This window comes from Desulfogranum mediterraneum DSM 13871 (genome assembly GCF_000429965.1).
Lineage (GTDB): Bacteria > Desulfobacterota > Desulfobulbia > Desulfobulbales > Desulfobulbaceae > Desulfogranum > Desulfogranum mediterraneum.
Genome location: NZ_AUCW01000013.1, coordinates 96965 through 119429, shown reverse-complemented (window position 1 = coordinate 119429; position 22465 = coordinate 96965). Strand labels below are relative to the sequence as shown.

The window sequence follows — 22465 nt, the reverse complement described above, 5'->3', positions numbered from 1 at the left end:
GGTTCCCCATGTCTACCCATCCCGCGGCTACCCAGCTCAGCGTCGAAGAACTGCATCGCTGGCAGGGAGAAGAGCGATCCTTCGTCCTTATCGATACCCTCCTGGCCGACCATTTCAGACAACGGCACCTGCCCGGGGCGGTGAATGTCTGCGTCTTTGAGGTGAGTTTCACCAGGCAGGTGCAGGCCCTGGTGGCGGGCAAGGAGGATCTGGTCGTGGTCTATGGCTCCAGCCCGCGTTCCCTGGATGGACAGCTGGCAGCCGAGAAACTTGTGCTCAAGGGATACAGCCGGGTGTTTGTCCTAAGCGGCGGCCTCGAGGCCTGGCAGCTGGCCGGGTACCCTCTGGAGGGAGAGGGCGGCGCAGAGAGCGGGGGTGCCGACGCCTCCGGGACCCTGGTCCACCTGGATGACGGCAGCTACCGGATCGATACCACGGCCAGCACGGTCCACTGGACCGGCAGGAATCCCACCACCAGCCATTTTGGCACCATCAACCTTGTCCGGGGGGCACTGGTGGTCAGGGATCGGCTCCTCAGCGGCAGCCTGGAGGTCGAGATGGACTCCCTGGTCAGTACCAGCCTGGAGGGAAGCGAGCTGGCCCCGGTTCTGATCCGCCACCTCCAGTCCTATGATTTCTTCCACACCAGTCGCTATCCCACGGCCAGGTTGGAGATCCGTCCCTCTGAACCCCTGCAGACGCCCTACCGGACCGCCCCCAACTACACCATCAACGGACTCCTGGAGCTCAAGGGGGTCAAGGCTGAGCAGCAGTTCATGGCCACCCTGCTCCAGACCCCGGAACAGGAGCTGCTCCTGGAGGCCCACTTTGATCTCGATCGTACCCGCTGGCAGGTCATCTATGGCTCCAGCCGTTTTTTTGAACACCTGGGGATGCATCTGATCTCTGACCTGATCTCGATCCAGCTGCGCCTGGTTGGCCGTTGACGGGATCGGGCAGGGGGCTGCGCTCAAGCCCGTGGGCGCGCCTGGGGATAGCTTGAGTTGTCATCTTTTCCCCCCTTGAGATCGCTTGCTCGCTGTTTTAGGGTAGGTATCAGGGTATCAGGGTATCAGGGTATCAGGGTATCAGGGTATCAGGACGATGAGCTGTTCCTGCAGGGGTTTGGCAGCGCAGCTGACCTTGAAGAGCTGTTTGGCTGCGCACATCTTGTTTTATCAGACCAGGAGGTCGCCATGACGACCAGGGCATGGCTGTTCAGCCTGTTGCTTCTCCTCACAGCGCTGGATGGTCTGGCTGCTCCCCCGGGGATGCAGCTCCACGGGAAGGCAAGCCTCTACTATCTTGGCTTTATCCGGGTCTACGATGTCAGCCTCTATACCAGGGGGACTGTGACTGCCCGGGAGATCCTCGCCCCTGAGACCTCCAAGTGTCTGCGCCTTGATTACAACCTCTCCTTAACGGTAGAGGATATCATCCAGGGGGAAAACCAGGTGCTCTCGGCCCAGCATAGTCCTCTCTATCTTGCCGGCTTCCAGGGGGCCCTGGAGCTGATTCGGCAAGGCTACCGCGATGTGGCCGCGGGTGATGACTTTACCCTCTGCTACCATGCCTCCAGTGGCCAGACCACGCTCTCCCTCAACGGCAGAGAGCTGGTCACGGTGGCAGCGCCTGCCTTTGCCCAGCTCTATTTCGGTATCTGGCTCCATCCTGAGGAGCCGCTGGACCGTGAGCTGCGTAATCGCCTCCTGGAGCGACACGTCCCCTGATTCAGCTGGAGGAACCATGGATCATTTTATTGCAACCTATCAGCAGCTGGATGGCAGTAATCTTGCCTCCCTGGCCACCATCTACAGCCCGGATATCCATTTTATCGATCCGGTCCATGAGATTCACGGCCTGGCCCCACTCACCGCCTACTTTGCAGGACTCTATCGTGAGATCCGGGCCATCGAGTTCAGCTGCAGCCATCAGCTCCAGCTTGGCCTGGAGGGGTACCTCCAGTGGCAGCTGAGCTTCTCCCATTCCCGTCTGGCAAGGGGGCGTCCCGTGCTGGTCCAGGGGGCCAGTTACCTCCGTTTTCAATCCGGGGGTAAGGTTGAGCTGCATCGGGACTACTTTGATCTGGGCGCCATGCTCTACGAACAACTGCCCCTCCTGGGCAGGGTGATCACCACCATCAAGGGGAGGCTGGCACGATGAGGATTCTGATCACCGGGGCGACCTCTGGAATCGGCAGGGCCTTAAGTCTCGATTATCACCGGCAGGGGCATGAACTCTGGGCCGTGGGCCGCAACCGGGCTGCCCTGGCAGAGCTGGAGTCGCGGGGCATTCATGTCTGTCGGCTCGATCTCCGGCAGCGGGAGGAGAGTCTGGCCTGGTTCTCCCGACTCCATGACCAGGGATTGGGCCTGGATCTGGCCATTCTCAACGCCGGGACCTGTGAGTATCTTGATCTGCCTGTGTTTGACAGCGCCCTGGTCAGCAGGGTGATGCGGGCCAACCTGGACTCCATGGCCGTGTCCATCGAGGGGGTGCTGCCCCTGTTGCGCCGGGGAACCAGGCCCCAGCTGGTGGGTGTCGGTTCTTCGGCAGCCTACCTGCCCCTGCCCCGGGCCGAGGCCTACGGGGCCTCCAAGGCTGCGGTGGCCTACCTGCTGGAGAGTCTCCGCCTGGATCTCTACCGGGAAGGGATTGCGGTGAGCCTGGTCTGTCCGGGGTTTGTCCAGACGCCCCTCACCGATCGCAACGACTTTCCCATGCCCTGCCGGGTCAGCACGGCCCGGGCCAGCAGGATCATCCGCCGGGGAATCGGCCGCCGGCAGGCAGAGATTCATTTCCCCTGGCGCTTTACCCTGCTGCTCAAGCTTGGAGCGCTGCTGCCCGGCGGATGGTGGTGCCGTCTTGCCCAGAGGATGATATCATGAAGAAGCGCCAGCAGATAGCCGTTGTCGGTTCCGGAATCGCCGGCCTGAGCTGCGCCCATCGCCTGGCCAGGGACCATGAGGTGACCCTGTTTGAGGCCGCAGATTATCTCGGTGGACACACCCATACCGTTGCGGTGGAGCAGCAGGGGGAAGCGGCTCGAATCGATACCGGCTTCATCGTCTTCAACGATCGCACCTATCCCCGCTTCATGGCTCTGCTTGAGGAGCTGGGGGTGGCCTTCCAACCCACAGAGATGAGCTTTTCGGTGCGTAACGATGCCCTGGATCTGGAGTATAACGGCAACAATCTCAACAGCCTCTTTAGCCAGCGGCTCAACCTGGTGCGGCCCCTGTTCTGGAGGCTGCTTGCGGAGATTATCCGTTTCAACCGTGAGGTTCGCCTGGAGGGGGAATCGTCGCAGACCCTTGGCCAGTTCCTGGAGCAGCATCGCTACTCCTCCCTGTTTCAGGAAAACTATATTCTGCCCATGGTCTCTGCCATCTGGTCCATGGGGCTGGAGGATTGTCTGCAGTTTCCCCTGGCCTTCTTTGTTCGCTTCTTTGAAAATCATGGCCTGCTGGACCTGGTCAACCGGCCACAGTGGTTCACCGTGGTCGGCGGCTCCAGCAGTTATCTGGCGCCCCTGAGCAAGCCCTTTGAACGACAGATTCGTCTGCAGACCGCGGTGGAGCAGGTGGAGCGATTGGCCCAGGGGGTGGGGGTGAAGGCGGGGCAGGAGTGGTATCGGTTTGATCAGCTGGTGCTGGCCTGTCATGCTGACCAGGCCCTGGCCCTGTTGAGGGAGCCGAGCCCGGAGGAGCGGCAGGTGCTCGGCGGCTTCAGTTGCGCTGAGAATCTGGTGGTTCTCCATACCGATACCTCCCTCTTGCCCAAGAGGAGAGCGGCCTGGGCCAGTTGGAACTATCGGCTCCGGGAGGGAGCCGGACGGCAGACCATCCTGAGTTACAACATGAATATTCTTCAGCGGCTCAACCTGGCCACGACCTACCTGGTCAGCCTGAACCAGGAGGTGGAGGAGCGATATCTCCTGGGGCGGTTCAACTATCGTCACCCCATCTACACCCAGGGTGCGCTTGCAGCCCAGTCCCGCTGGTCCGAGATCTCGGGACAGGAGGGTATTCACTACTGTGGGGCCTACTGGTTCAATGGGTTTCACGAGGATGGGGTCCGCAGCGGCCAGCGGGTGGCAGCGATGATCGGGGAGCGGAAATGAACACCCTTCCCGAGGACAGGGCCCTCTATGTGGGGACCATCGGTCACCGGCGCTATCTCCCCCATGTCCATAGCTTCCGCTATCCCCTGTTCATGTGGTGGTTCAACCTGGACGCCCTGGAGACACAGCCCTGCCTTGGTCGCTGGTTTTCAGTCAGACGCCGGGCCCTGAGCCGGTTTTATCGGCCAGACTACTTCGGTGATCCGGCCGAGCCCCTGGGCGATGCCATCCGCAGGCGGATGGAGGAACTGACCGCTCGGCCGGTCAGCGGCCGGGTCTATGGCCTGCTCAATCTCCGTACTCTGGGCTGCTACTTCAGTCCGGTGAATCTCTACTATGGCTATGACCGGCAGGGGGGGTTCAGCCACTTTATGGCCGAGGTCTCCAATATCCCCTGGAATCAGCGCCACCAGTACGGCCACTATGTGGGTGACGGCAGCCTGGATCCCAGACAGGCCAAGGCCTTTCACGTCTCACCCTTCAACCCCATGGATCAGCACTATTGCTGGCAGCTTCAAGCTCCTGCCAGGGAGTTGGAGGTGCGGCTTGAGCTCCATGACCGGCGAGGCCGGGTCTTTGCCGCTGCCCTGGAGTTGCAGGCCCGGCCCTTTTCCCTGTCCTCGGTGCGACGGCAGCTTGTGAAACAACCGGCCATGACCGTTTTTATGGTGGCTGCTATCCATTGGCAGGCCCTGAAACTCTACCTCAAGGGCGTGCCCTATGTCCCCTATCCCAAGGAGATGCCATGACCCGTGCAACAACCACTCAACCTGTGCTCTCCAGCCACGACCACGCTTCGCTGCTGGATCGTTGGGCCCGGAGGTTGGTCTTCAAGATGCTTGGCCGGGTGCGCTCCGGCCGGATTATTCTCAGCGAGGGCGAGCGGTGTCACACCTTTGGTGCGGCCGGCGGACGGAGTGTCCATATTACCGTGCATGAGCCGTCGGTGTATCGCAGGGTCCTCTTTGGGGGGTCCATTGGTGCCGGAGAGGCCTATGTGGATCATCATTGGGAGGTGGATGATCTCACCGGCCTGGTGAGGATCATGACCTTGAATATGGGGCTGGTGGACCGGATGGAACAGGGCTTAGCCTGGCTGCAGCGCCCGGCCATGCTCCTGGCCCACCTGCTCAGCGCCAACAGTCGTCGCCAGGCCAGGGATAACATCCTGGCCCATTACGATCTGGGGAACAGGATGTATCAATCCTTTCTGGATCCCACCATGATGTACTCTGCGGCTATCTATCCCCACCAGGAGGCTGGGCTTCCAGAGGCGGCCCTTCATAAGCTGGATCTGGTCTGTCGGAAACTGGATCTGCGCCCCGGGGACCGGCTGATGGAGATCGGCAGCGGCTGGGGCGGCCTGGCCATCCATGCGGCCCGCCACTATGGCTGCCAGGTGACCACCACCACCATCTCCGACGCGCAGTACAGGGAGGCTGAGCAGCGGATCAGGTCCCAGGGTCTGAGCGAGCGGATCACCCTGCTCAGACAGGACTATCGTGAGCTCAGCGGCCGCTTTGACAAGGTGGTCAGTATCGAGATGATCGAGGCCGTAGGCCACCGTTATCTGCCCCTGTTCTTCAAAAAATGCCAGGAGCTGCTCAAGCCCGACGGCATCCTCCTGCTCCAGGCAATAACCATCCAGGATCAAAAGTACAGCCAGTATCTTCGTTCCGTAGACTTCATCCAGCGCCATATCTTTCCGGGTGGCTGCCTGCTCTCCAATCAGAAAATGCAGCAGCTGCTGGCGGAAGAGACCGAGCTGGTGGTCCGGCGGCTTGATGATTTCGGCTTTGATTATGCCCGGACCCTGCGGGACTGGCGCCGCCGTTTTGAGGCCGGTTTTCCCGCCCTGCGGGAACAGGGATATGATGAGTCCTTCAGGCGGCTCTGGGAGTTCTATCTCTGCTACTGCGAGGGGGGCTTCTGGGAACGCGCCATCAGCGTGGTCCAGCTGGTGGCCACCGGCCCGGCAAACCGGACCGTCATCCCCTAGCCCGCCGGGATGTGGCTGCTGCTCAATCTTGCCCTCTATCAGGGGGTCTGGCTGCTCTCGGTGTTGTGGGCAGATCTAGGGGGAGTGTTCTCTCTGCCCCTGTTGCTGCTCCATTGTCTGCTCAGCCCCTATCTGGGCCGCGATATCCTCTTGATGCTGGTGCTGCTGGTGCTGGGCTGTCTGTTGGACGGCAGCCTCCAGGCCCTGCAGTTTATCACCTTTACAGAGGCTGGCCGGCCCATTCCCTTCTGGTTGGCCATGATCTGGCTGGCCCTGGCTACCCTCCCCAACCATGCCTTGGCCTGGCTGCAGGGCAGACCAGGGCTCTCCGCCGGTTTCGGCGCCCTGGGCGGCCCTCTGGCCTACTGGGCCGGAGTAGAGTTGGGAGCCGCAACGTTCAGCCAGCCGCTGATCCCTTCGCTGGCGCTCCTGGCCCTGGTCTGGGCGATCCTCTGGCCGCTGGTGATGGGACTGAGCCGCAGCCTGGCCGGCTGTGGCTGGTTCGGTTCGGGCGGCAAAGGGGCTTCTGAAGGGGTGAGCAGGGATAAGACCGGCCGCCGGGGGTGAAGGAGCGTCGTGATCAGCTCCCTTCACATCCGGCTGAAGATCCGCATAGCTGAAGCGTCTGAAAGCGAGGATGGCCTTGAATAGGAGCGTTGGTCAGGATTCCTGTGCGTGTTTTCTAACAATGGAGGAGCTGATGGGACATTGAGCATGAGCTGCTGGTCGCTTCCTTGCGTTGTCTGCTTCAGCAGGGGGGCTCAGCGGCGATGATCGGCTGAGGGTGAATCAGCCCGGGGATGGTGGCCGGCACTATCCCCGGGCCAATGATGCTAACGGATGTTGTGAAAACAGCGCTCGATGTGTTCCCGGGGCAGCTGGCTGCCCCGGCGGCCGAACCAGAGGGTGGCTGCAATGGAGATGGGCAGGGCAATGACCAGGGGATCGACCAGGGTCCAGAGGGTGCCTGCAGCCAGGGAGTCTACCCCGAACAGGGACTTGCAGAGCAGGAGCGGCTTGGACTCCTTCTCATGGATAAAGAAGATCCAGAACATGCTCACCGAGGTGCCGGTTATGAAGCTGGCATAGGCCCCGGCCTTGGACATCCTGGGCAGGTAGATCGCCCCAAAGTACATGGGCAGAAAGGCGGCGGCGCAGATCCCGAAGAAGATCGCCGTGCCCCGGGCAATGATGGCGGTGCCGCCCTCGAAGAAGGCGGGCAGGCCCCAGGCCAGGAAGTAGCTGACCAGGATGGCAAAGAGGATGCCGATCTTGGTGATCAGTACCGAGTTGCCCTGCCGTCCCAGGGCCTTCTCGTAGATGTCCCTTCCCAGAGAGGTGCCCATGGCGTGGAACTGTGAGCTCAGGGTGGACATGGCTGCCGAGAGCAGGGTGACCATGAAGATGGCGGTGAACCACTGGGGCATGGCATGGCTGATATAGAGGGGGATGATCTGGGCCACATTCTTCTGGGCAGCCACCAGGGCGATCTTGCCGCTGGTTTCCGGGTCATAGGAGTAGAAGAAGACGTTGGAGAGGGCGCCGATGATGAAGGCCACGCCCACGGCCACCAGGACGAAGATGCTGCCGATGAGCACCGCCCGGTTGAGTTCCCGGTTGCTCTTCACGGTCATGAAGCGAACAATCAGCTGGGGTTGGGCCAGCACCCCGATACCCACCCCCAGGATGATGGTGGTTACCACCACCAACCAGTAGGGGGAGCCAAAGGCAGGAAAGGTGGTCCAGCCGGTGTGGCCCTTGGCTCCGAAGATCTGGATGGCAATCTCCTTCATGGCGCTGAGCTGCTCGTGGGCCGGGATCACGCCGCCCAGTTTCTGGTAGGTGATCACCAGCAGCACCACCATTCCGCAGAACATGATGGAGCCCTGGAAGGCATCGGTGTACATCACCCCCTTTAAGCCCCCCATGATCACATAGATGGCAATGATAATGGTCAGAAAGAAGAGGGCCGCGTTGTAGTCGGTGGAGAGGATCTGGGCCACAAATTTCGCCCCTCCCATCAGGACCACACTGGCATAGAGGGGCATGGCCAGGAAGATCAGCCCCCCGATGAGGCCCTGGAGTCCCCGGGAGTTAAAACGCAGCCCCAGAAATTCGGGAAAGGTGTGGGCATTGATATTCAGCCCCATGATCCGGGTGCGGCGGCCAAAGAAGACAAAGGCGATGAAGATGCCGATAAAGATGGTCAGAAAGGTCAGCCAGAGCAGGCTCATGCCAAAGACCGCAGCAGCCCCGCCAAAGCCGATGATGGCCGAGGTGCTGATAAAGGTGGCTCCATAGGACATGGCCATGACAAAGGGGTGGATCTTACGGCCGGCCACCATGTAGTCGGCAGCACTGCTGGTGTTGCGGTAGGCCTTGAGGGTCAGAAAACCGATAATGAAAAGGTAGACCAGCACCACGCTGGTCAACAATGGCATACTCATGATAGCTCTCCCTAGAGGTTTTCCTTAACCTTGCTCTCTTCCTCTTTCCAGAGCTGTTCCTGCTCCAGCTCCTCCTCTGTGATGTAGCCCCTGTTCCAGTTGAGTAATCCATAGATGATGCAGAGAACGGTGCTGAGAACGGTGAGGACCATTCCCAAGGGTACGGCAACTCCTTCCAGGCCTAGCATGATCAAACGCTCCTTGGTTCACGTTGTCGATGATAAAGATGGTGGTGAGGGTAAAGCAGCAGTTCTGCTTAAGTTCCTTAGGTGTGGTGGCAGACTGTATAAGGTAATATTCGGTCAGTGTCAATGATCGGTTAATTGTTTGCCAGGCGGCGATCGGTCGAGGTGGGGCGGGGAGGGGCGCAGCTGGGGGCTTTTAGAAAAAGTAGAGGGGCTTGCTTTGGGTTGCAATCTGAAGAGAATTTAGCGATAGTGCCTGCGGAGTGAATAAGGGGTACTTTGAAAAGTTTTTTTTCAAGGTGGCCAGTAGCCCGCAATTATCTTGGCTGCCCAGCGAGTGAGCCAGGGCAGCAAAGAGAGTGAACCATGTCCTTTGATCGAATCGATACCAAAATTCTCAACATTCTTCAGCAGGATGGTCGGATAACCAACGCCAGGTTGGCCAAGGAGATCGGCATCTCTCCGCCGGCCATGCTGGAGCGGGTCAGGCGCTTGGAGGCCTCGGGGGTGATCGATCATTACGCGGCCATCCTGGATCGGGAAAAGGCGGGCTTTGGTCTGCTGGCCATCGTCATCGTCTCCCTCAGTCTGCACCAGATCCCTTCCCTCCAGCAGATCAAGGAGCAGCTGGTCGAGCTGGAAGAGGTGCAGGAATGTCTGCAGCTCACCGGGGATGTGGATTTTTTGCTCAAGGTGGCTATCAAGGACATGCGCACTTATACCGATTTTATCAATGACAGCCTCTCCGGGATACCCGGGATTCAGAATATCCGGACCTCCTTTGTCCTGGATACCCTCAAGTCCGAAACCATGCTGCCCATCCGCACTACACCCTGAGGGGGGGCAGGCTGAGGGGCCAAAAAAAACTGCTTACCGGCAATACCCAGTCGAAATTACCTGTTCCTGCCTCTACCGTCATGCCCGCGCAGGCAGACATCCAGGTTAAGGGTGCCGCATCCTTCGCCAAGACTGGGTTCCCGCGTAGGCGGGAAGGACAGCCAAAACGGGAATGAAGGGAGGGGAGAGCCCCTCGCTGCTCATGGCTTGGGAGATTCGGATAAACCCCAAAAAAGAGCTGCATCTCAGAGGTAAGCAAAAAAAAGCATCCGACCTCAATGGTCGGATGCTTTTTTCCAGGATCTGGGGGAACAGGGGTTACCAGCGTTCCGTGCCCACAATCTGGTTGACATCTTCGCAGGTTTTTTTCTCGGATTCGCGCAGGTTCTCAAATTTCTTTTCTTCGAGATGATCGTTGTCCACGGTACAAACATACTCTTTTCCTTTCTCATCGTTGACCCATGCCAGGGAACCAAAATCACCTTTCATGACTGAACTCCTTAAGGCTTGATTATAAAATAGATCGCTTGGCATCGGCTGAGGCGACAGCCGTTCCAGCTCAAATAGTTACAGGCGGGAAGGGGTCCCTTGGGTCGTGTTGGTGTCGACCTTCAGGGGAATCACTTCCTTTGTTTTTTAATAGTAAGAATCGGTCCCAATAAGGCAAGGGCCTATCTTCTTTTTTTATCGTTTAAAGTGGCGCCTGGCTCGTGTGGAAAAAATCTTGACTGAGCTGAGAAAGCCTGTTACTCCTTTAGGCACACTACGTATTCATTCTTCAGACCAAGGCCTTCTTTCCATGATCCAGACCGCACTCCTTCCCAACATCGCAGCTGATTTCAGCAGCCTTATTGTGGTCGTAGCAGTGGTCGTCGTGGTGATTATTCGAGTGAGGAGCGAGGCGCCGTAGCGGTTACTGAAACGAATGTTCAACCCCTGCCGGCGCCAGCCGGCGGGGGTTTTTTTTTGCCCCCGCCGACGGCCGGTACACTTTGAGGTATCATCAGGAGAGCTATCATGGAGCAGTTAACGGGAGCAACACTTACCATCAGGTTGTTGGAACACTATGGGATAACCACCATCGCCGGTATTCCAGGAGGGGCCAATCTGCCCCTCTATGAGGCCCTGTCCCAATCCAGCGTCATTCGTCATGTCCTGGCGCGCCACGAACAGGGGGCCGGTTTCATGGCCCAGGGCATGGCCCGCTCCAGCGGCCGGCCTGCGGTCTGTTTTGCCACCTCCGGGCCCGGGGCCACCAACATCCTCACCGCCATTGCCGATGCCTATCTGGACTCCATTCCGGTGATCTGTATCACCGGCCAGGTTCCCCAGGACTTGATCGGTACCGATGCCTTCCAGGAGGTGGATATCTACGGCCTGACCATCCCCATCACCAAGCATAACTACCTGGTCCGCTCCGGCGAAGAGCTGCTCAAGGTCATCCCCGAGGCCTTTGCCATCGCCAGCAGCGGTCGTCCCGGGCCGGTGGTGATCGATATCCCCAAGGATGTCCAGTTGGAAACGGTCCAGGTGGCCGGACTGCCCGAAATTCCGGCCCTGGCAGCCCCTGTCCAGGTACCGGCCGAGTCGCTCCACCAGGCGGCGAGCCTGATCAATCAGGCCAAGGCGCCGGTGCTCTACCTGGGCGGCGGGGTCGTCCACAGCGGAGCCGGCCTGCTTGCCCGCCGCTTGGCCGAGCGGAGCCAGCTGCCCACCACCATGACCCTGATGGGCCTGGGGATTATCCCTCCCGAACATGAACTCTACATGGGGATGCTGGGGATGCATGCGGCCCGCTCCACCAATATCATGCTGGATGAGTGTGATCTGCTGATAGCCGCCGGGGTCCGCTTCGATGACCGGGCCACCGGCAAGATCGCCGAGTTCTGCCCGGATGCCAGGATCATCCACCTGGATATCGATCCCAGTGAGATCTCCAAGCTCAAGCAGGCCCATCTGGGCCTGGTGGGGGATATCGCCCAGACCCTGGAGCGTCTCCTGCCCCTGGTCAGCCGCCGGGAGCGTCCGCTCTGGCAGCAGCGGGTCCGGCAGCTGCGGGCCGCACATCCCTTCTTCTGTGCCGAGGAACTCGATTTCAGCCGTCCCTACGGGATCATCCTCCGGATCGCCGAGATCATCGGCGACCAGGCCCTGGTGGCCACCGATGTGGGCAAGCATCAGATGTGGACCGCCCAGATCTATCCCCTCCAGCGGCCCAGGCAGTTCCTCACCTCCGGAGGTCTCGGTACCATGGGCTTTGGGCTGCCCACCGCCATCGGTGCTGCCCTCCAGCATCCTGATAAGCCGGTGGTCTGCATCAGTGGAGACGGCTCCATCATGATGAATATCCAGGAACTGGCCACCGCCGTGGAACAGGATCTCAACCTCAAGGTGGTGGTGCTCAACAATCAATCCCTGGGCCTGGTGCGGCAGCAGCAGAAGCTCTTCTATGGGGGGCGGATCTTTGCCTCGGAGTACCGGCATAACCCGGATCTCGCCGCCATCGCCCGGGGTTTCGGGATGAAGGCCTTTGACTGCGGCCAGACCCTGCTCTTTGACGAGGTGCTCGCGGTGGCTCTGCAGACCCCGGGGCCCTGTCTGATCAACATCCCCATCGATATCGACGAAGAGGTCTACCCCATGGTTCCCCCGGGAGCCGCAAATTCCGTGATGATAGGTGAAAAATATGAGTGTGCCTGAGTCTAGTCCAACCACAAAGCAAAGCCTGGCCGTCCTGGAACTCCTGGTTCGCAACCACCCCGGAGTGATGTCCCAGGTCTGCGGCCTCTTTTCGAGGCGGGCCTATAATGTCGATGGGATTGTCTGCCTGCCTGTGGCTGGGGGGGGAAACAGCAGGATCTTTCTGCGGGTGGATGAGGAGGGGCGGCTGGATCAGATCGTCAGGCAGATCGAGAAGCTGAGCGATGTCCGGGGGGTTCGGCGCTTTTCCGGGGCCCATCCGCTGTTCAGCGAGATCCAGCCCCACTTCGACAGCTGAGCGCCCAGGGCCTAAGAACAGGGGTGCCCTGGCAGTGGTGAGGGCCAGGGCCCTCTGGGGGGCGGTGTTTAGAGCGCGTTTCCTGGGGAGCAATCCAGACAGCCGCTCTGGTCATCCACAAAAAAGCCCCCGGAAGATGGGGTGGATGGTGCGTCAATGAGGGAAAAGGGGGAAGGGCCCTCAAGTACCTGTCGAGGTGCCTCTGTCGCGGAGTGCTCGGTGAGCGGAATATCGTCTCCAGTCATAATGGCCAGGTCTCATCCAAATAGGTTGAAAGCGACTTAAGGGAGACACCGTTTTGTACCCTTCCAGGTGAAGAGTTCTTGCGTCCCAGTGCAGTATGTCTTGCTGCAGTATGTCTTGCCTAAGGGGTTCAGGTGAGTGCTGGGCTATGGGTTCCTTCATGGCAACGCAAAGAGGATGGGTCGCCTGGGCCGCCTGGCCAGCCGGTCAGATGCGTGGGTGTAAAAGCTGACAAGAGGGGCTGCTCGCTGGAGGAGATGTTTTCGGGAAAGAGCCTTGGCTCAGGTTCGGTCGGGGGGCGGACCCGGAATGGGGGCATCTCTGCGGCCACCCCTTCTCTCAAGGAGGAGGGGTGGCCGTTTCTCTTGGAACCGCTGTTCAGCGTTTCGGTGCCTCAGGGCTTCAGGGTGTCAGGGCGGCAGCGATTTCTGCCTGGATGGCGGCGATCACCTCCACGGGCTGCCCGGCATCCCGGATGGGTCTGCCCACCACCAGATAAGTGGCCCCGTCGGCAATGGCCTGGCCGGGGGTGGCGATCCGCTGTTGGTCGTTGTCGGCGCTTCCGCTGGGTCGGATTCCCGGGGTGACCATCAGAAAGTCCCGGCCGAGTCGAGCCCTGAGCAGGGAGGCCTCCCGGGCGGAACAGACCACCCCGTGGCAGCCCAGGTCCAGGGCAGTGGTGGCCCGCTCCAGGACCAGCTCTTCCAGGCTCCCGGGATAGCGGAGTTCCCTGAGGTGCTCCTCGCCCAGGCTGGTGAGTACGGTGACGGCCAGGAGGTCGATCCCGGTGTCGGCAGCCAGGGCCGCCTCCACCACCGGGCCGCAGGCGTGGACCGTGGTCATGGTGACCCCGCGATCGCGGAACTGCTCCACCGCCAGCCGGACCGTGGCCGGGATATCGTAGAGCTTGAGGTCCAGCATCACCCGGTTGCCCCGTTTGGCGATATACTCCACCACCGGCCAGCCGCCGGCAAAGAAGAGCTGCATCCCGACCTTGAAATACTTGATCCCGCTGTCCAGACGATCGACCAGTTCCATGGCCTGCCGGGGCTCGGCCACGTCCAGGGCAAAGATGATCCGTTCGTTGAGGGCAATATCGGCAGGTTTCATGCGCTGATCATCTCCTCTGCAAGCATGGTATCGACAAAGTTCAGGAGAAAGGTGCGCTGGGCCTTGGAGGCCTGGGCAATGCAGGAGCAGTGCATGTTGCTGGCGCTGCGCACCAGCAGCTCGAACTTGACAGCATGCTCCTCCAGGACCACGGAAAAGTAGAAGGGGCCGCACTCTTCGTGGCCGCGTTGGGCCTCTGCCAGGAGATCCGGAGGTACCTCCAGGAAGTAGACCCCTTCCAGGGAACCCGGCTTGAGGGTGCGTTTCAGGTAACTGTCCAGGTTGTCCCGTTCCAGATAGGAGAGTTCATCGATCATGTAGTAGCGCATGGTGCTCCTCGATAGGGTTCAAAGATAAATGATCTAGAGGTAATCGGCTGCCAGGGCCGAGAGGTGGCTGCGTTCGGCCCGGGTCAGGGTGATGTGGCCGCAGGCACTCTGTCCCTTCAGCCGTTCCACGGTGTAGCTGAGTCCGTTGCTGCTGGCGTCCAGGTACGGGTTGTCGATCTGTTCCGGATCACCGGTGAGCACCATCTTGGTCCCTTCACCGGCCCGGCTGATGATGGTCTTGACCTCATGGGGGGTCAGGTTCTGGGCCTCATCGATGATCACGTATTGGCGGGAGATGGAGCGGCCGCGGATATAGGTCAGCGCCTCCAGCTCGATCAGCTCGTTGCTGATCAGGCCGTTGACCAGCTGCTGGGTCGTCTCTGACTCGTTGCCATGGTGGCCCAGGCCCATCAGATAGGAGAGGTTGTCAAAGATGGGCTGCATCCAGAGCTTCATCTTCTCGTCCTTGCTCCCGGGCAGGTAGCCGATGTCGCGGCCCAGGGGGATCACCGGCCGGGAGACCAGCATCTTCTCGTAGCGGTGCTCATGGATGGTGGAGGCCAGGCCTGCGGCCAGGGCGAGCAGGGTCTTGCCGGTTCCGGCCTGGCCGATCAGGGAGACCAGGGGGATCTCCGGGTTCATCAGCAGGTCCAGGGCCACCCGTTGTTCCATGCTTCGTGGCTTGAGGTGGTAGGCGGTTTCATGGGCCGGGTTGATGGGGATGATCTCATGGGCATTGACGGCCCGCCCGATCCCGGTATGTTTGTTGTTGGCCTCGTCGGTGAGAAGGACGAACTCGTTGGCCTGGAGTTCTTCGGCCTCGATCTGCTGCAGGCCGTCCTGGTAGAGGCCGTTGATCACCTCGCCGGGCACGGTCAGGGGGCGCCAGCCGGTGTAGAGCTGGTCAAAGTCCGCCCTCTCCTTTTCAAAATCCATCACCTCGATCCCCAGGGCGTCGGCCTTGAGCCGGGCATTGATATCCTTGGAGACAAAGATGGATTTTTTGCCCTGCTGATGGAGGTTGTAGGCGGTGGCGATGATGTTGTTATCCGGGATGGTCAGATCCAGGGAGGTGCCGTTCATCTTTTCCCTGTCAACGGTGATCCGCAGGACACCCCCGGAGTCCAGCCGGACCCCCTCTCCCAGGCAGCCCTTGGCCCGGAGCTTATCCAGCATCCGGATGACACTACGGCTGTTGCGGCCCAGCTCGTCGTTGTTCTTCTTAAACTTGTCCAGCTCCTCGATCACAGTCATGGGCAGGACCACGGTGTTGTCGGAGAAGGAGAAGATGGCCTCACTGTTGTGGAGGAGGACGTTGGTGTCCAGGATGAAATATTTTTCAGGCATGGGCAGCTAGGAGTTGGGTTGAGGGAAAGATCAGAGGGTACTTTGAGTAATGAGATATTTTGTCCAAGGTCAAGGCATGCGAGAAAAAGTACCACAGGTATCTGAAAGAGATCCCGAGGAGAATCTTTTGAGCATAGCGCCGAGATGGGGCACAATAGCCATTGTTCAAGGTATCCTAGAGATCCAGTGAGGTTGTGTCCTGGTTGAGCAGTTCGCAGCCGTCTTCGGTGACAATCACCATGTTTTCCAGACGGATGCCGCCCCAGTCGGGGAGGTAGATCCCCGGTTCCACGGTGACCACCATCCCGGCCTTGAGCTGCCGCCTGCTCTTGGGCGAGAGGCGGGGTTCTTCGTGGACCGCAATACCCACCCCGTGGCCCAGGCTGTGCTGGAAGGCCTCGCCGTAGCCGGCCTCGCTGAGGACCTGGCGGGCTGCCCGGTCCACCTCTATCCCGCTGACTCCTGCACGGATAGCCTGGATACCGGCCAGCTGGGCCCGGCGAACCAGGCGCAGCCGTTTGACAAAGGTGGAATCCGGTTTACCGGCCACAAAGGTGCGGGTCATGTCCGAGCAGTAGCCCTTGTAGATCAGGCCCATATCGATCAGGACCAGCTCTCCGGGGTCCAGGATGCGGTCGGTGGGCACGGCGTGGGGCTTGGCCGCATTGGAGCCAAAGGCCACGATGGTATCAAAACTCGGGCCTTCGGCGCCCAGTTCATGCATGGTCAGTTCGATGGCCAGGGCAATCTCCCGTTCGCTCATCCCAGGTTCGATGGTGTTGTAGACCAGCTGAAAGACCTGCTCGTTGAGGCGGGTGGATGCCCGGAGCAACTCCAGCTCGGCCGGGTCCTTGATGATCCGCATCCGTTCGATCAGGTCGGTCTGGGGGGAGAGGGTCACCCCCTTCTTTTGGGCCATGGCCTCCAGGCGAGCGGCACTGGAGTGGAGGGTGTAATCACTCTCAAATGCCAGGGTGTCCACCCCCAGGGCAGGCAGCAGCTTCTCCAGGAGCTTCAGCGGCCCCTTGGGGTAGTTTTCCACCTGAAAGTCGGGACTCTCTTCCCGGGCCTGGAGGATGAAGCGGGAATCGGTCAACAGGTAGGGACGACCTGTCTTGGGGATCAGGAGCAGGCCCGAACTCTCCTGGATGCCGTGATCCTTGGCTGTGTAGCCGCTGAGGTAGCGCCGATTATCGGGTTGGCTGACCAGGATGGCGTCTATCTTCTTTCGCTGCAGGGTCTTCTGGAGGCGGCTGAGCCGCTGGGGGTCGGAGACGGCGGCCATCTCAGACCCCGAGTCGCTGCTTGAGCTGGGTCCGGTATTGCTCCAGGGCCTGCTCATACTGGCCATTGAGTTCACCCTCCAGTCGGCTCCACTCTTCCTTGAACTGGGGCTCGGTGGTGGGGTCGATGTTCAAACCATCTGCAGGCATGCCGGTTTTCTGGGCAACCATCTGTTCAATCTGCATCCGCATCTGTTCTTTGAGCTGCTCGTAGTACTGATTGCGGTGCTTGTCGTACTGGCTGATGATGCCCTGCAGCTCCTGGCAGATGGCCGTCAGGTCGCCGGCACCGCCACCCAGCTCGATGATGCCCTGGATGGCCCGGTCAATCCGTTGGAGACCCTCTTCGTCCCTGGCCAGGAAGAGATTGCGGAGGAGCGCCTCAAGCATGCCCTTGCGGGTGATGACCTGCAGGGAGGAGGCTTGCTGGGCCAGGCATTCTGCCAAGGATTCCGACTCTTGGTTGAGGAATTCGGCTGCCAGCTGCATTCCCTGTTTACGGGAGGCTTCCTGCTCCATCTCATCAGCGGTGGCCTTGCCCATCCGGGCCGCCTTTTCCATAACCAGATCCATGGTTGATCGTATTTCCGCCATTTGCTTGCTACTCCTTGGGTAAGAGGGTTGGTAGAGAGTTCTGGGCCGGGATTATACGCAATGTGGCCATAAACTACAAGGCGCTTCCCCGGCAGAGAGCGGCGGCAAAAAAACCATCATGGTCAGGGGCAGGGGCTGGCCGGAAAAAGCCCTGCTCATCCACCAGCGCATGGGCGGAGACGGGCAGGTAGGTGCGGGCGTCTTCCAGGCGGAAGTCCGGCTGCTCTTTCAGAAAGAGGGCAATGACCTCCTGGTTCTCCTCGGGCTCCAGGGAACAGGTGGCGTAGACCAGGCGACCCTTGGCACCAAGCAGGCCGGCGCAGGTGGTGAGCAGTGCCAGCTGGGTCTGCTGATAGCGGGCAAGGTCTCCTGGCTGACGGCTCCAGCGGATGTCCGGCTGTCTGCGGATAACCCCGCTGCCTGAACAGGGGGCATCCAGGAGGATGGCCTCAAAGGGCTGGGGCTGGCCGAGGGCAAACTCCTCCAGGGTGGCTTGGATCAGGGTCGTCCGGGCTGCAAGCCCCAGGCGGTCCAGGTTCTCGCCCAGCAACTGAAAGCGGCGTGCTTCAGGTTCCACTGCCACCACCATCCCCTCCCGGCCCATGGCCTGGGCCAGGTGGCTGGTCTTGCCGCCCAGGCCGGCGCAGCCGTCCAGTATCCTGGGCCCCCTGTCCAGGGGGCCCAGGAGCAGGCTGGCCAGCTGGGCGGATTCGTCCTGGACCACGAAGCTGCCCTGGGTAAAGCCGGGGAGGTCGGTGATCTGGCCGGAATAGTTGGCCAGGGAGATGCCCAGGGGGCTGTGGGGGCAGGAGCGGGCCTCCAGTCCCTGCTCAAGAAAACTTTGCAGCAGCTCTGTCCGGTCGCTCCGGCGGCTGTTGACCCGGAGGGTGAGCAGCGGGGGGCGGTTGTTTACCCTGCAGATAGCCGTGGCCTGCTGCAGACCAAACTGCTGCTGCCAGCGCGCAATCAGCCATTGGGGGTGATTGAGGATGGGGCGCCCCTGGTCCCGGGCCTCCTCCTCCTGCTCCAGCTGCTGGGCCTGGCGGCTGATGGTGCGCAGCACCCCGTTGACAAAGCCCAGGAGCCAGCGTGGCTGTTTGGCCCTCTTCAGGGTGTCCACCGTGGCATTGACTGCTGCCGAGCCCGGGATCCGGTCCAGGAGCAGGATCTGGAGGACGCCGACCTCCAGGGTGACCAGGGTCCTGGGCTTCATCTTGGCCAGGGGGTGCTTGGAAAACCGTTGAATGGTCCAGTCCAGATACTGCCGGTGGCGAAGCACGCCATAGACCAGGGACTTGGCAAAACCCCGATCCCGTGGATCCAGTCCGGTGGTGAGCCGGTTGAAGTGAAGGTCCACGGGTTTGTGGTCGTCCATCCAGGCCAGGAGGGTCTCGATCGCCGCTGATCGGGCGTTGAGGGGGGCCTTACCGGGGAGCTGAGGAGCGGAAACAGGGACAGTCGGCAGTGGTCGTGATGGCGGGCTAGGGGGCATCGGCGCTGTGGGATCATGGTTGAGAGGGGAGACTGAAGCGGCAGCGCCATGGGGATCTGGTCGGCGGGCATTGCAGTGGTTCTGGCCTGGCCTGGATTTTACTTGAGATGGGGAGATATGGGAATACTTTTTCGGGAGGCTCGCGGACGGGTTCTCCTGGTCGCCCTCAGGTCGCTCTCTGGCCGCCCCCTGGCCAGCCAGGGGGCGTGCAGTCCTGCTTAGTTGATCTCGATGATTTTGCCGCTTGCTTCGCTCACTCTGCGACGGGGCATGGTCACGGTGAGGACTCCCCGTTTAAAGGAGGCCTTGATGTTTTCCTGATCCACATCCTCGGGCAGAGAGAGAATGCGCTGGAACGAGCCATAGCTTCTTTCCATCCGGTAGTAGTTGCCTCTTTTTTCCTCGTGCTCCTGTCGCTTTTCACCGGTGATGGTCATGGTGTTGTTGCTCAGGTTGATCTTGACCTCCTCCTCTTTGACTCCGGGTATCTCTAGGCTGAGGATATACTCCCTCTCCCGGGCGCTGAGGTCGATCCTGGGTTTGAGCAGGGCAGTGGTTTCCAGGGGGAGTTGGAAGGGCTGCTCAAACCATACTCCTCTGCTGGCAGAGAAGAATCGATCTATCAGTTGGTTGAATTCGCGCTCTAAGGGGGCGATGCCTGTCTGTTGCTGTCGGCTGGGGGTGAGCTGGGAGCCATGCTCCTCTTTACTGAACCAGTTCCAGGGGGCGAGTTTTTTCAGTTCCATCCTGTCCTCCCTTGGCTGTGGGCCCGGAGGGGTTCTGGAGAGAACCCCTCCGGGCTGCAGTGTACTGTTCTGGACCACCTTGACTTCAGGTTGAGCTGTGACCAGCTTTTCGTTGCCCTTAGCTGGTGGTAATCTTGATCTGCTTGGGTCGGGCTGCCTCGTTCTTGGGCAGGTGCAACTCAAGTACGCCGTTTTCAAGGTGCGCCGTGACCTGGGTCGTGTCGATGGACTGGGGTACGGCAAAGGTCCGGCTGAAGACGACATTGCCGAATTCGCGCCACTTGGCGGCACCCCCGGCTTCCATGGTACGGGTTCCGGCAATGAAGAGTTTGCCGTTATCCAGATTCAGGGAGATCTCCTCTTTAGCTACCCCCGGCATGGAGGCATGGATTAAGATCTCGTTTTCGTTTTCGTAGATATCCACGTCCGGAGTAACTTCTGGGAATTTATCCGTTTTTTCAAGGTTTTGACCGCTTGGGGTCATTATGTTTTTGGCGGTGTTCATGGTGCTTCTCCTAAAGAGTTCTTGAAGAGTTCCGGGGGTGCCGGGCTTGCTGGCGCAGTCCTTAGCTGATGGCGATCTCTCTGGGCTTGGCAGCCTCGGCCTTGGGCAGGACCATCTTGAGGATGCCGTTCTTGAGGTTGGCCTCAACCTTGTCCGCCTCCACGTCGTAGGGCAGGGTAAAGCTGCGGGAAAAGGCGGCCATGTCCCGTTCGCTGCGATGCACCCTGTAGCCTTCCAGGGGCTTGGTCTGCGGTTGGCCGCTGATTTCCAGATAGTTGCCCTGGACCTTGATCTTGAGTTCCTCCTTGGCAATCCCCGGGAGTTCTACGCTGAGTTCCAGGTTGTTGCCGGTGTCGTAGAGGTTGGTCCTGGGGGTGTTGCCGTTGACCAGCCAGGGGTGGTTGGGGGAGCCTGGGCGATCAAGGGCAGAGAGAAACTGTCCCAGTCCAGGGCGAAAGAAATCCAGAGTGTTGAGCATTCGTTCCAGTTCGTTGAGTCGTGATCGCATCTCGTACCTCATTGCTTATAGGGTAAAAAGTGAGACTTCCTGTGAGCTGTTTCTTGAAAAATAATTACAACCACTTTCTTGTCAACGGTAATAGGCGTAAAAGTAATAAAAAAACTTCATTACTAATTCAACAGTCTTTGACAAAGTAATGGATGGCGGTTATTTTAAGGGCATAACCAGTGATCAGGGGAACCTGGAGGAGGGAGGTATGAGCGTGGATATTCCGGATCTGGGATTAACAGCCGATATCTTGAAGGGGAAACAGTCGGTGCGGGCGACGTTCAAGCTGCCGGCCAGGATGATTAAGGTGTTGAGCATCGCCGCCGCCCAGTTGGGAATCAAACAGAAGACCCTGTTCGACCAGTTGGTGGAAGATCGTGAGGTCCTGGCCCAGGTGGCGGTGGAGGCGGAAAAGTACCGACCCGTTGAGGTGACCCGCCATCAGAAGACCTATGTCCTGAGTCGAAACTCCTTGGTTTCGCTGGAGCAGGTGGCCCGGGCCCATCAGATGCCGCGGGATGTACTGGTAGAGGTCTCCATCAGTCGACTGCTGCCCATTATCAGCGCGGAACGGGAAAAACAGCACCGCAGGGCCAGGGTCCTGGCCGAGCTGGAACAGTATCATCGCGACGGCATCTCCCTGTTGCAGAAAACCGGTCAGCTTCTGGGGGCCAGGGATCCCTTTTTCACCAGCTTGGAAGGGCAACTGGAGCAGGCCCATCGCACCCTCCAGGGGTTGAGGGCCATTGTCGAGCGGGGGAAGTCTCTGGACGAGCTGTAGCGATTATGGGGCCTTTTCGAGTGCTGCTGCCACGGCTGCGGCCATGGCACGCAGGTTGGCCGGGATGTCTTCGGCCAGGGGATCGAGGGGCAGTACCCTGCCGTCGATGGCCCGGGCAATTGCTGCCCCACTCTTGGGGTCAAACTGTGGTTGGACAAAGATCACCCGGATCTGTTCTTTCCTGGCCTGGGCGATCAGCCTGGCAAGTTGCTTGGGGGTCGGTGCTTTTCCCTCCACCTCTACGGCTTCCTGTCGCAGGCCGTAGGCCCTAGCAAAGTAGCCGAAGGAGGGGTGGAAGACGTAGAACGGAGCTCCCTGGTAGGGCTTGAGCTGGTGGGCCAACTCCCGGTCGAGTCGGTCCAGGGTACGGTTCAGCTCTTCCAGGTTATGTTGATAAAAGGCCTGGTTGGCCGGGTCTGCGGCTCTGAAGGCTGCGGCCATATTTCGGGCCATGATCTTCAGATTGGCAGGGGCGAGCCAGATATGGGGATCGAGCAGTTGGGGGCTGTGCCCTCCTTCACCATGGCCATGTTGGTGTTCCTGGCCATGCTGGTCCATGGGAATTTTTCGGACCTGTTTCGCCACATCGACGATGGTCAGCCTCTGGGCGTTTTGGGACAGTATCTTGACCAGTTGGTTCTCGAATTCAAGCTCGACGGTCAGGTAGAGTCTGGCTGCAGAGAGCTGGGCAATCTGCCGGGGGGAAGGTTCAAAGGAGTGGGGTTCCTGATTGTTGGCGATCAGGATGTGGGTGTGAACCTGGTCTTGGCCGATCTGATCGCTGAGCCATTTTTGGGGGGCAATGGAGACAAAAACCTCCAGAGGGGCCGCCGCTGCCTGTCCCAGCAGGCTGCAGAGGAAAATCAGGGTGTAGATGGGGCTGAGTTTGAGCTGCATGCAAGGTACCTCCGAGGGGACGGTGGGCGTTAAACGTGTGG

At 60.1% G+C, this 22465-nt stretch carries 25 protein-coding genes; 12 read left to right on the top strand and 13 right to left on the bottom strand.

Annotated features, from left to right (window positions below):
• Positions 1 to 8: 8 nt before the first annotated feature.
• The 8 genes from G494_RS0106145 (at position 9) to G494_RS22205 (ending at position 6689) form a co-directional block, all read left to right on the top strand.
• Positions 9 to 947, top strand: coding sequence for a YceI family protein (locus G494_RS0106145; RefSeq protein WP_051305449.1), 939 nt, complete (start codon positions 9 to 11; stop codon positions 945 to 947).
• 249 nt (positions 948 to 1196) lie between these two features.
• Complete coding sequence (locus G494_RS25205; protein WP_051305448.1) at positions 1197 to 1730, top strand: chalcone isomerase family protein; 534 nt, start codon at positions 1197 to 1199, stop codon at positions 1728 to 1730.
• Positions 1731 to 1746: 16 nt separating this feature from the next.
• Positions 1747 to 2163 (top strand): nuclear transport factor 2 family protein, encoded by a 417-nt coding sequence (locus G494_RS0106130; protein WP_028583822.1) that lies wholly within the window; start codon positions 1747 to 1749, stop codon positions 2161 to 2163.
• The gene (locus tag G494_RS0106125) at positions 2160 to 2888 is read left to right on the top strand and encodes an SDR family NAD(P)-dependent oxidoreductase (protein ID WP_028583821.1); all 729 of its coding nucleotides are present in this window, start codon (positions 2160 to 2162) and stop codon (positions 2886 to 2888) included. The genes G494_RS0106130 and G494_RS0106125 overlap by 4 nt, the downstream gene beginning before the upstream one ends.
• A complete protein-coding gene (locus G494_RS0106120; RefSeq protein ID WP_035245624.1) occupies positions 2885 to 4123 on the top strand; it encodes an NAD(P)/FAD-dependent oxidoreductase in 1239 nt (412 codons plus the stop codon). The genes G494_RS0106125 and G494_RS0106120 overlap by 4 nt, the downstream gene beginning before the upstream one ends.
• Positions 4120 to 4872 carry a DUF1365 domain-containing protein gene (locus tag G494_RS0106115; protein WP_028583819.1) on the top strand — a complete coding sequence of 251 codons (753 nt, stop codon included), beginning with the start codon at positions 4120 to 4122 and terminating at the stop codon, positions 4870 to 4872. The genes G494_RS0106120 and G494_RS0106115 overlap by 4 nt, the downstream gene beginning before the upstream one ends.
• Positions 4869 to 6122: an SAM-dependent methyltransferase gene (locus tag G494_RS0106110; protein WP_035245623.1), complete on the top strand. Its 1254-nt coding sequence runs from the start codon at positions 4869 to 4871 to the stop codon at positions 6120 to 6122. Before G494_RS0106115 ends, G494_RS0106110 begins: the two co-directional genes overlap by 4 nt.
• Before the next feature lie 9 nt (positions 6123 to 6131).
• Entirely contained in the window at positions 6132 to 6689 is a 558-nt protein-coding gene (locus G494_RS22205; RefSeq protein ID WP_084456482.1) for a DUF2878 domain-containing protein, read from the top strand.
• Between the two features lie 266 nt (positions 6690 to 6955).
• On the opposite strand, the gene G494_RS0106100 is transcribed toward G494_RS22205, so the two are convergent.
• Together G494_RS0106100 and G494_RS27235 are read right to left on the bottom strand one after the other, a co-directional pair.
• Positions 6956 to 8569: a sodium:solute symporter family protein gene (locus G494_RS0106100; RefSeq protein WP_028583817.1), complete on the bottom strand. Its 1614-nt coding sequence runs from the start codon at positions 8567 to 8569 to the stop codon at positions 6956 to 6958.
• 11 nt (positions 8570 to 8580) lie between these two features.
• The gene (locus G494_RS27235; RefSeq protein ID WP_167331677.1) at positions 8581 to 8757 is read right to left on the bottom strand and encodes a symporter small accessory protein; all 177 of its coding nucleotides are present in this window, start codon (positions 8755 to 8757) and stop codon (positions 8581 to 8583) included.
• Between the two features lie 363 nt (positions 8758 to 9120).
• Between G494_RS27235 and G494_RS0106090 the strand changes: the two genes are divergently transcribed.
• Positions 9121 to 9591 carry an Lrp/AsnC family transcriptional regulator gene (locus G494_RS0106090; protein ID WP_028583816.1) on the top strand — a complete coding sequence of 157 codons (471 nt, stop codon included), beginning with the start codon at positions 9121 to 9123 and terminating at the stop codon, positions 9589 to 9591.
• A gap of 318 nt (positions 9592 to 9909) precedes the next feature.
• Here the strand turns inward: G494_RS0106090 and G494_RS27230 are convergent, their stop codons facing one another.
• Positions 9910 to 10080, bottom strand: a complete 171-nt coding sequence (locus G494_RS27230; RefSeq protein WP_167331676.1) for a hypothetical protein — start codon at positions 10078 to 10080, stop codon at positions 9910 to 9912.
• A gap of 528 nt (positions 10081 to 10608) precedes the next feature.
• Between G494_RS27230 and ilvB the strand changes: the two genes are divergently transcribed.
• Both ilvB and G494_RS0106075 read left to right on the top strand, forming a co-directional pair.
• Positions 10609 to 12291, top strand: a complete 1683-nt coding sequence (gene ilvB / locus G494_RS0106080) for an acetolactate synthase large subunit (protein WP_028583815.1) — start codon at positions 10609 to 10611, stop codon at positions 12289 to 12291.
• Positions 12278 to 12589, top strand: coding sequence for an ACT domain-containing protein (locus G494_RS0106075; protein WP_035245622.1), 312 nt, complete (start codon positions 12278 to 12280; stop codon positions 12587 to 12589). The genes ilvB and G494_RS0106075 overlap by 14 nt, the downstream gene beginning before the upstream one ends.
• Before the next feature lie 645 nt (positions 12590 to 13234).
• On the opposite strand, the gene pyrF is transcribed toward G494_RS0106075, so the two are convergent.
• The 9 genes from pyrF to G494_RS0106030 form a co-directional block, all read right to left on the bottom strand.
• Positions 13235 to 13942: an orotidine-5'-phosphate decarboxylase gene (pyrF, locus tag G494_RS0106070; protein ID WP_028583813.1), complete on the bottom strand. Its 708-nt coding sequence runs from the start codon at positions 13940 to 13942 to the stop codon at positions 13235 to 13237.
• Positions 13939 to 14271 (bottom strand): hypothetical protein, encoded by a 333-nt coding sequence (locus G494_RS0106065; protein ID WP_028583812.1) that lies wholly within the window; start codon positions 14269 to 14271, stop codon positions 13939 to 13941. The genes pyrF and G494_RS0106065 overlap by 4 nt, the downstream gene beginning before the upstream one ends.
• Positions 14272 to 14304: 33 nt before the next feature.
• Positions 14305 to 15618, bottom strand: a complete 1314-nt coding sequence (locus G494_RS0106060; RefSeq protein ID WP_028583811.1) for a PhoH family protein — start codon at positions 15616 to 15618, stop codon at positions 14305 to 14307.
• A gap of 175 nt (positions 15619 to 15793) precedes the next feature.
• Complete coding sequence (locus G494_RS0106055) at positions 15794 to 16903, bottom strand: M24 family metallopeptidase (protein ID WP_028583810.1); 1110 nt, start codon at positions 16901 to 16903, stop codon at positions 15794 to 15796.
• A gap of 1 nt (position 16904) precedes the next feature.
• The gene (locus G494_RS0106050) at positions 16905 to 17495 is read right to left on the bottom strand and encodes a DUF6657 family protein (RefSeq protein WP_028583809.1); all 591 of its coding nucleotides are present in this window, start codon (positions 17493 to 17495) and stop codon (positions 16905 to 16907) included.
• A 73-nt stretch (positions 17496 to 17568) separates the two neighbouring features.
• The gene (gene rsmB, locus G494_RS0106045; protein WP_084456480.1) at positions 17569 to 18987 is read right to left on the bottom strand and encodes a 16S rRNA (cytosine(967)-C(5))-methyltransferase RsmB; all 1419 of its coding nucleotides are present in this window, start codon (positions 18985 to 18987) and stop codon (positions 17569 to 17571) included.
• A 218-nt stretch (positions 18988 to 19205) separates the two neighbouring features.
• The gene (locus tag G494_RS0106040; RefSeq protein WP_028583807.1) at positions 19206 to 19733 is read right to left on the bottom strand and encodes an Hsp20/alpha crystallin family protein; all 528 of its coding nucleotides are present in this window, start codon (positions 19731 to 19733) and stop codon (positions 19206 to 19208) included.
• Between the two features lie 118 nt (positions 19734 to 19851).
• Entirely contained in the window at positions 19852 to 20238 is a 387-nt protein-coding gene (locus tag G494_RS0106035) for an Hsp20/alpha crystallin family protein (protein WP_028583806.1), read from the bottom strand.
• Positions 20239 to 20299: 61 nt separating this feature from the next.
• Positions 20300 to 20746, bottom strand: a complete 447-nt coding sequence (locus tag G494_RS0106030; RefSeq protein WP_028583805.1) for an Hsp20/alpha crystallin family protein — start codon at positions 20744 to 20746, stop codon at positions 20300 to 20302.
• 208 nt (positions 20747 to 20954) lie between these two features.
• On the opposite strand from G494_RS0106030, the gene G494_RS0106025 reads away from it, so the two are divergent.
• Complete coding sequence (locus G494_RS0106025; RefSeq protein ID WP_028583804.1) at positions 20955 to 21527, top strand: hypothetical protein; 573 nt, start codon at positions 20955 to 20957, stop codon at positions 21525 to 21527.
• 3 nt (positions 21528 to 21530) lie between these two features.
• Here G494_RS0106025 and G494_RS0106020 read toward each other — a convergent pair whose 3' ends face one another.
• On the bottom strand, positions 21531 to 22424 hold the full coding sequence (locus tag G494_RS0106020; protein WP_028583803.1) for a metal ABC transporter solute-binding protein, Zn/Mn family: 894 nt from the start codon (positions 22422 to 22424) through the stop codon (positions 21531 to 21533).
• Between the last annotated feature and the right edge of the window lie 41 nt (positions 22425 to 22465).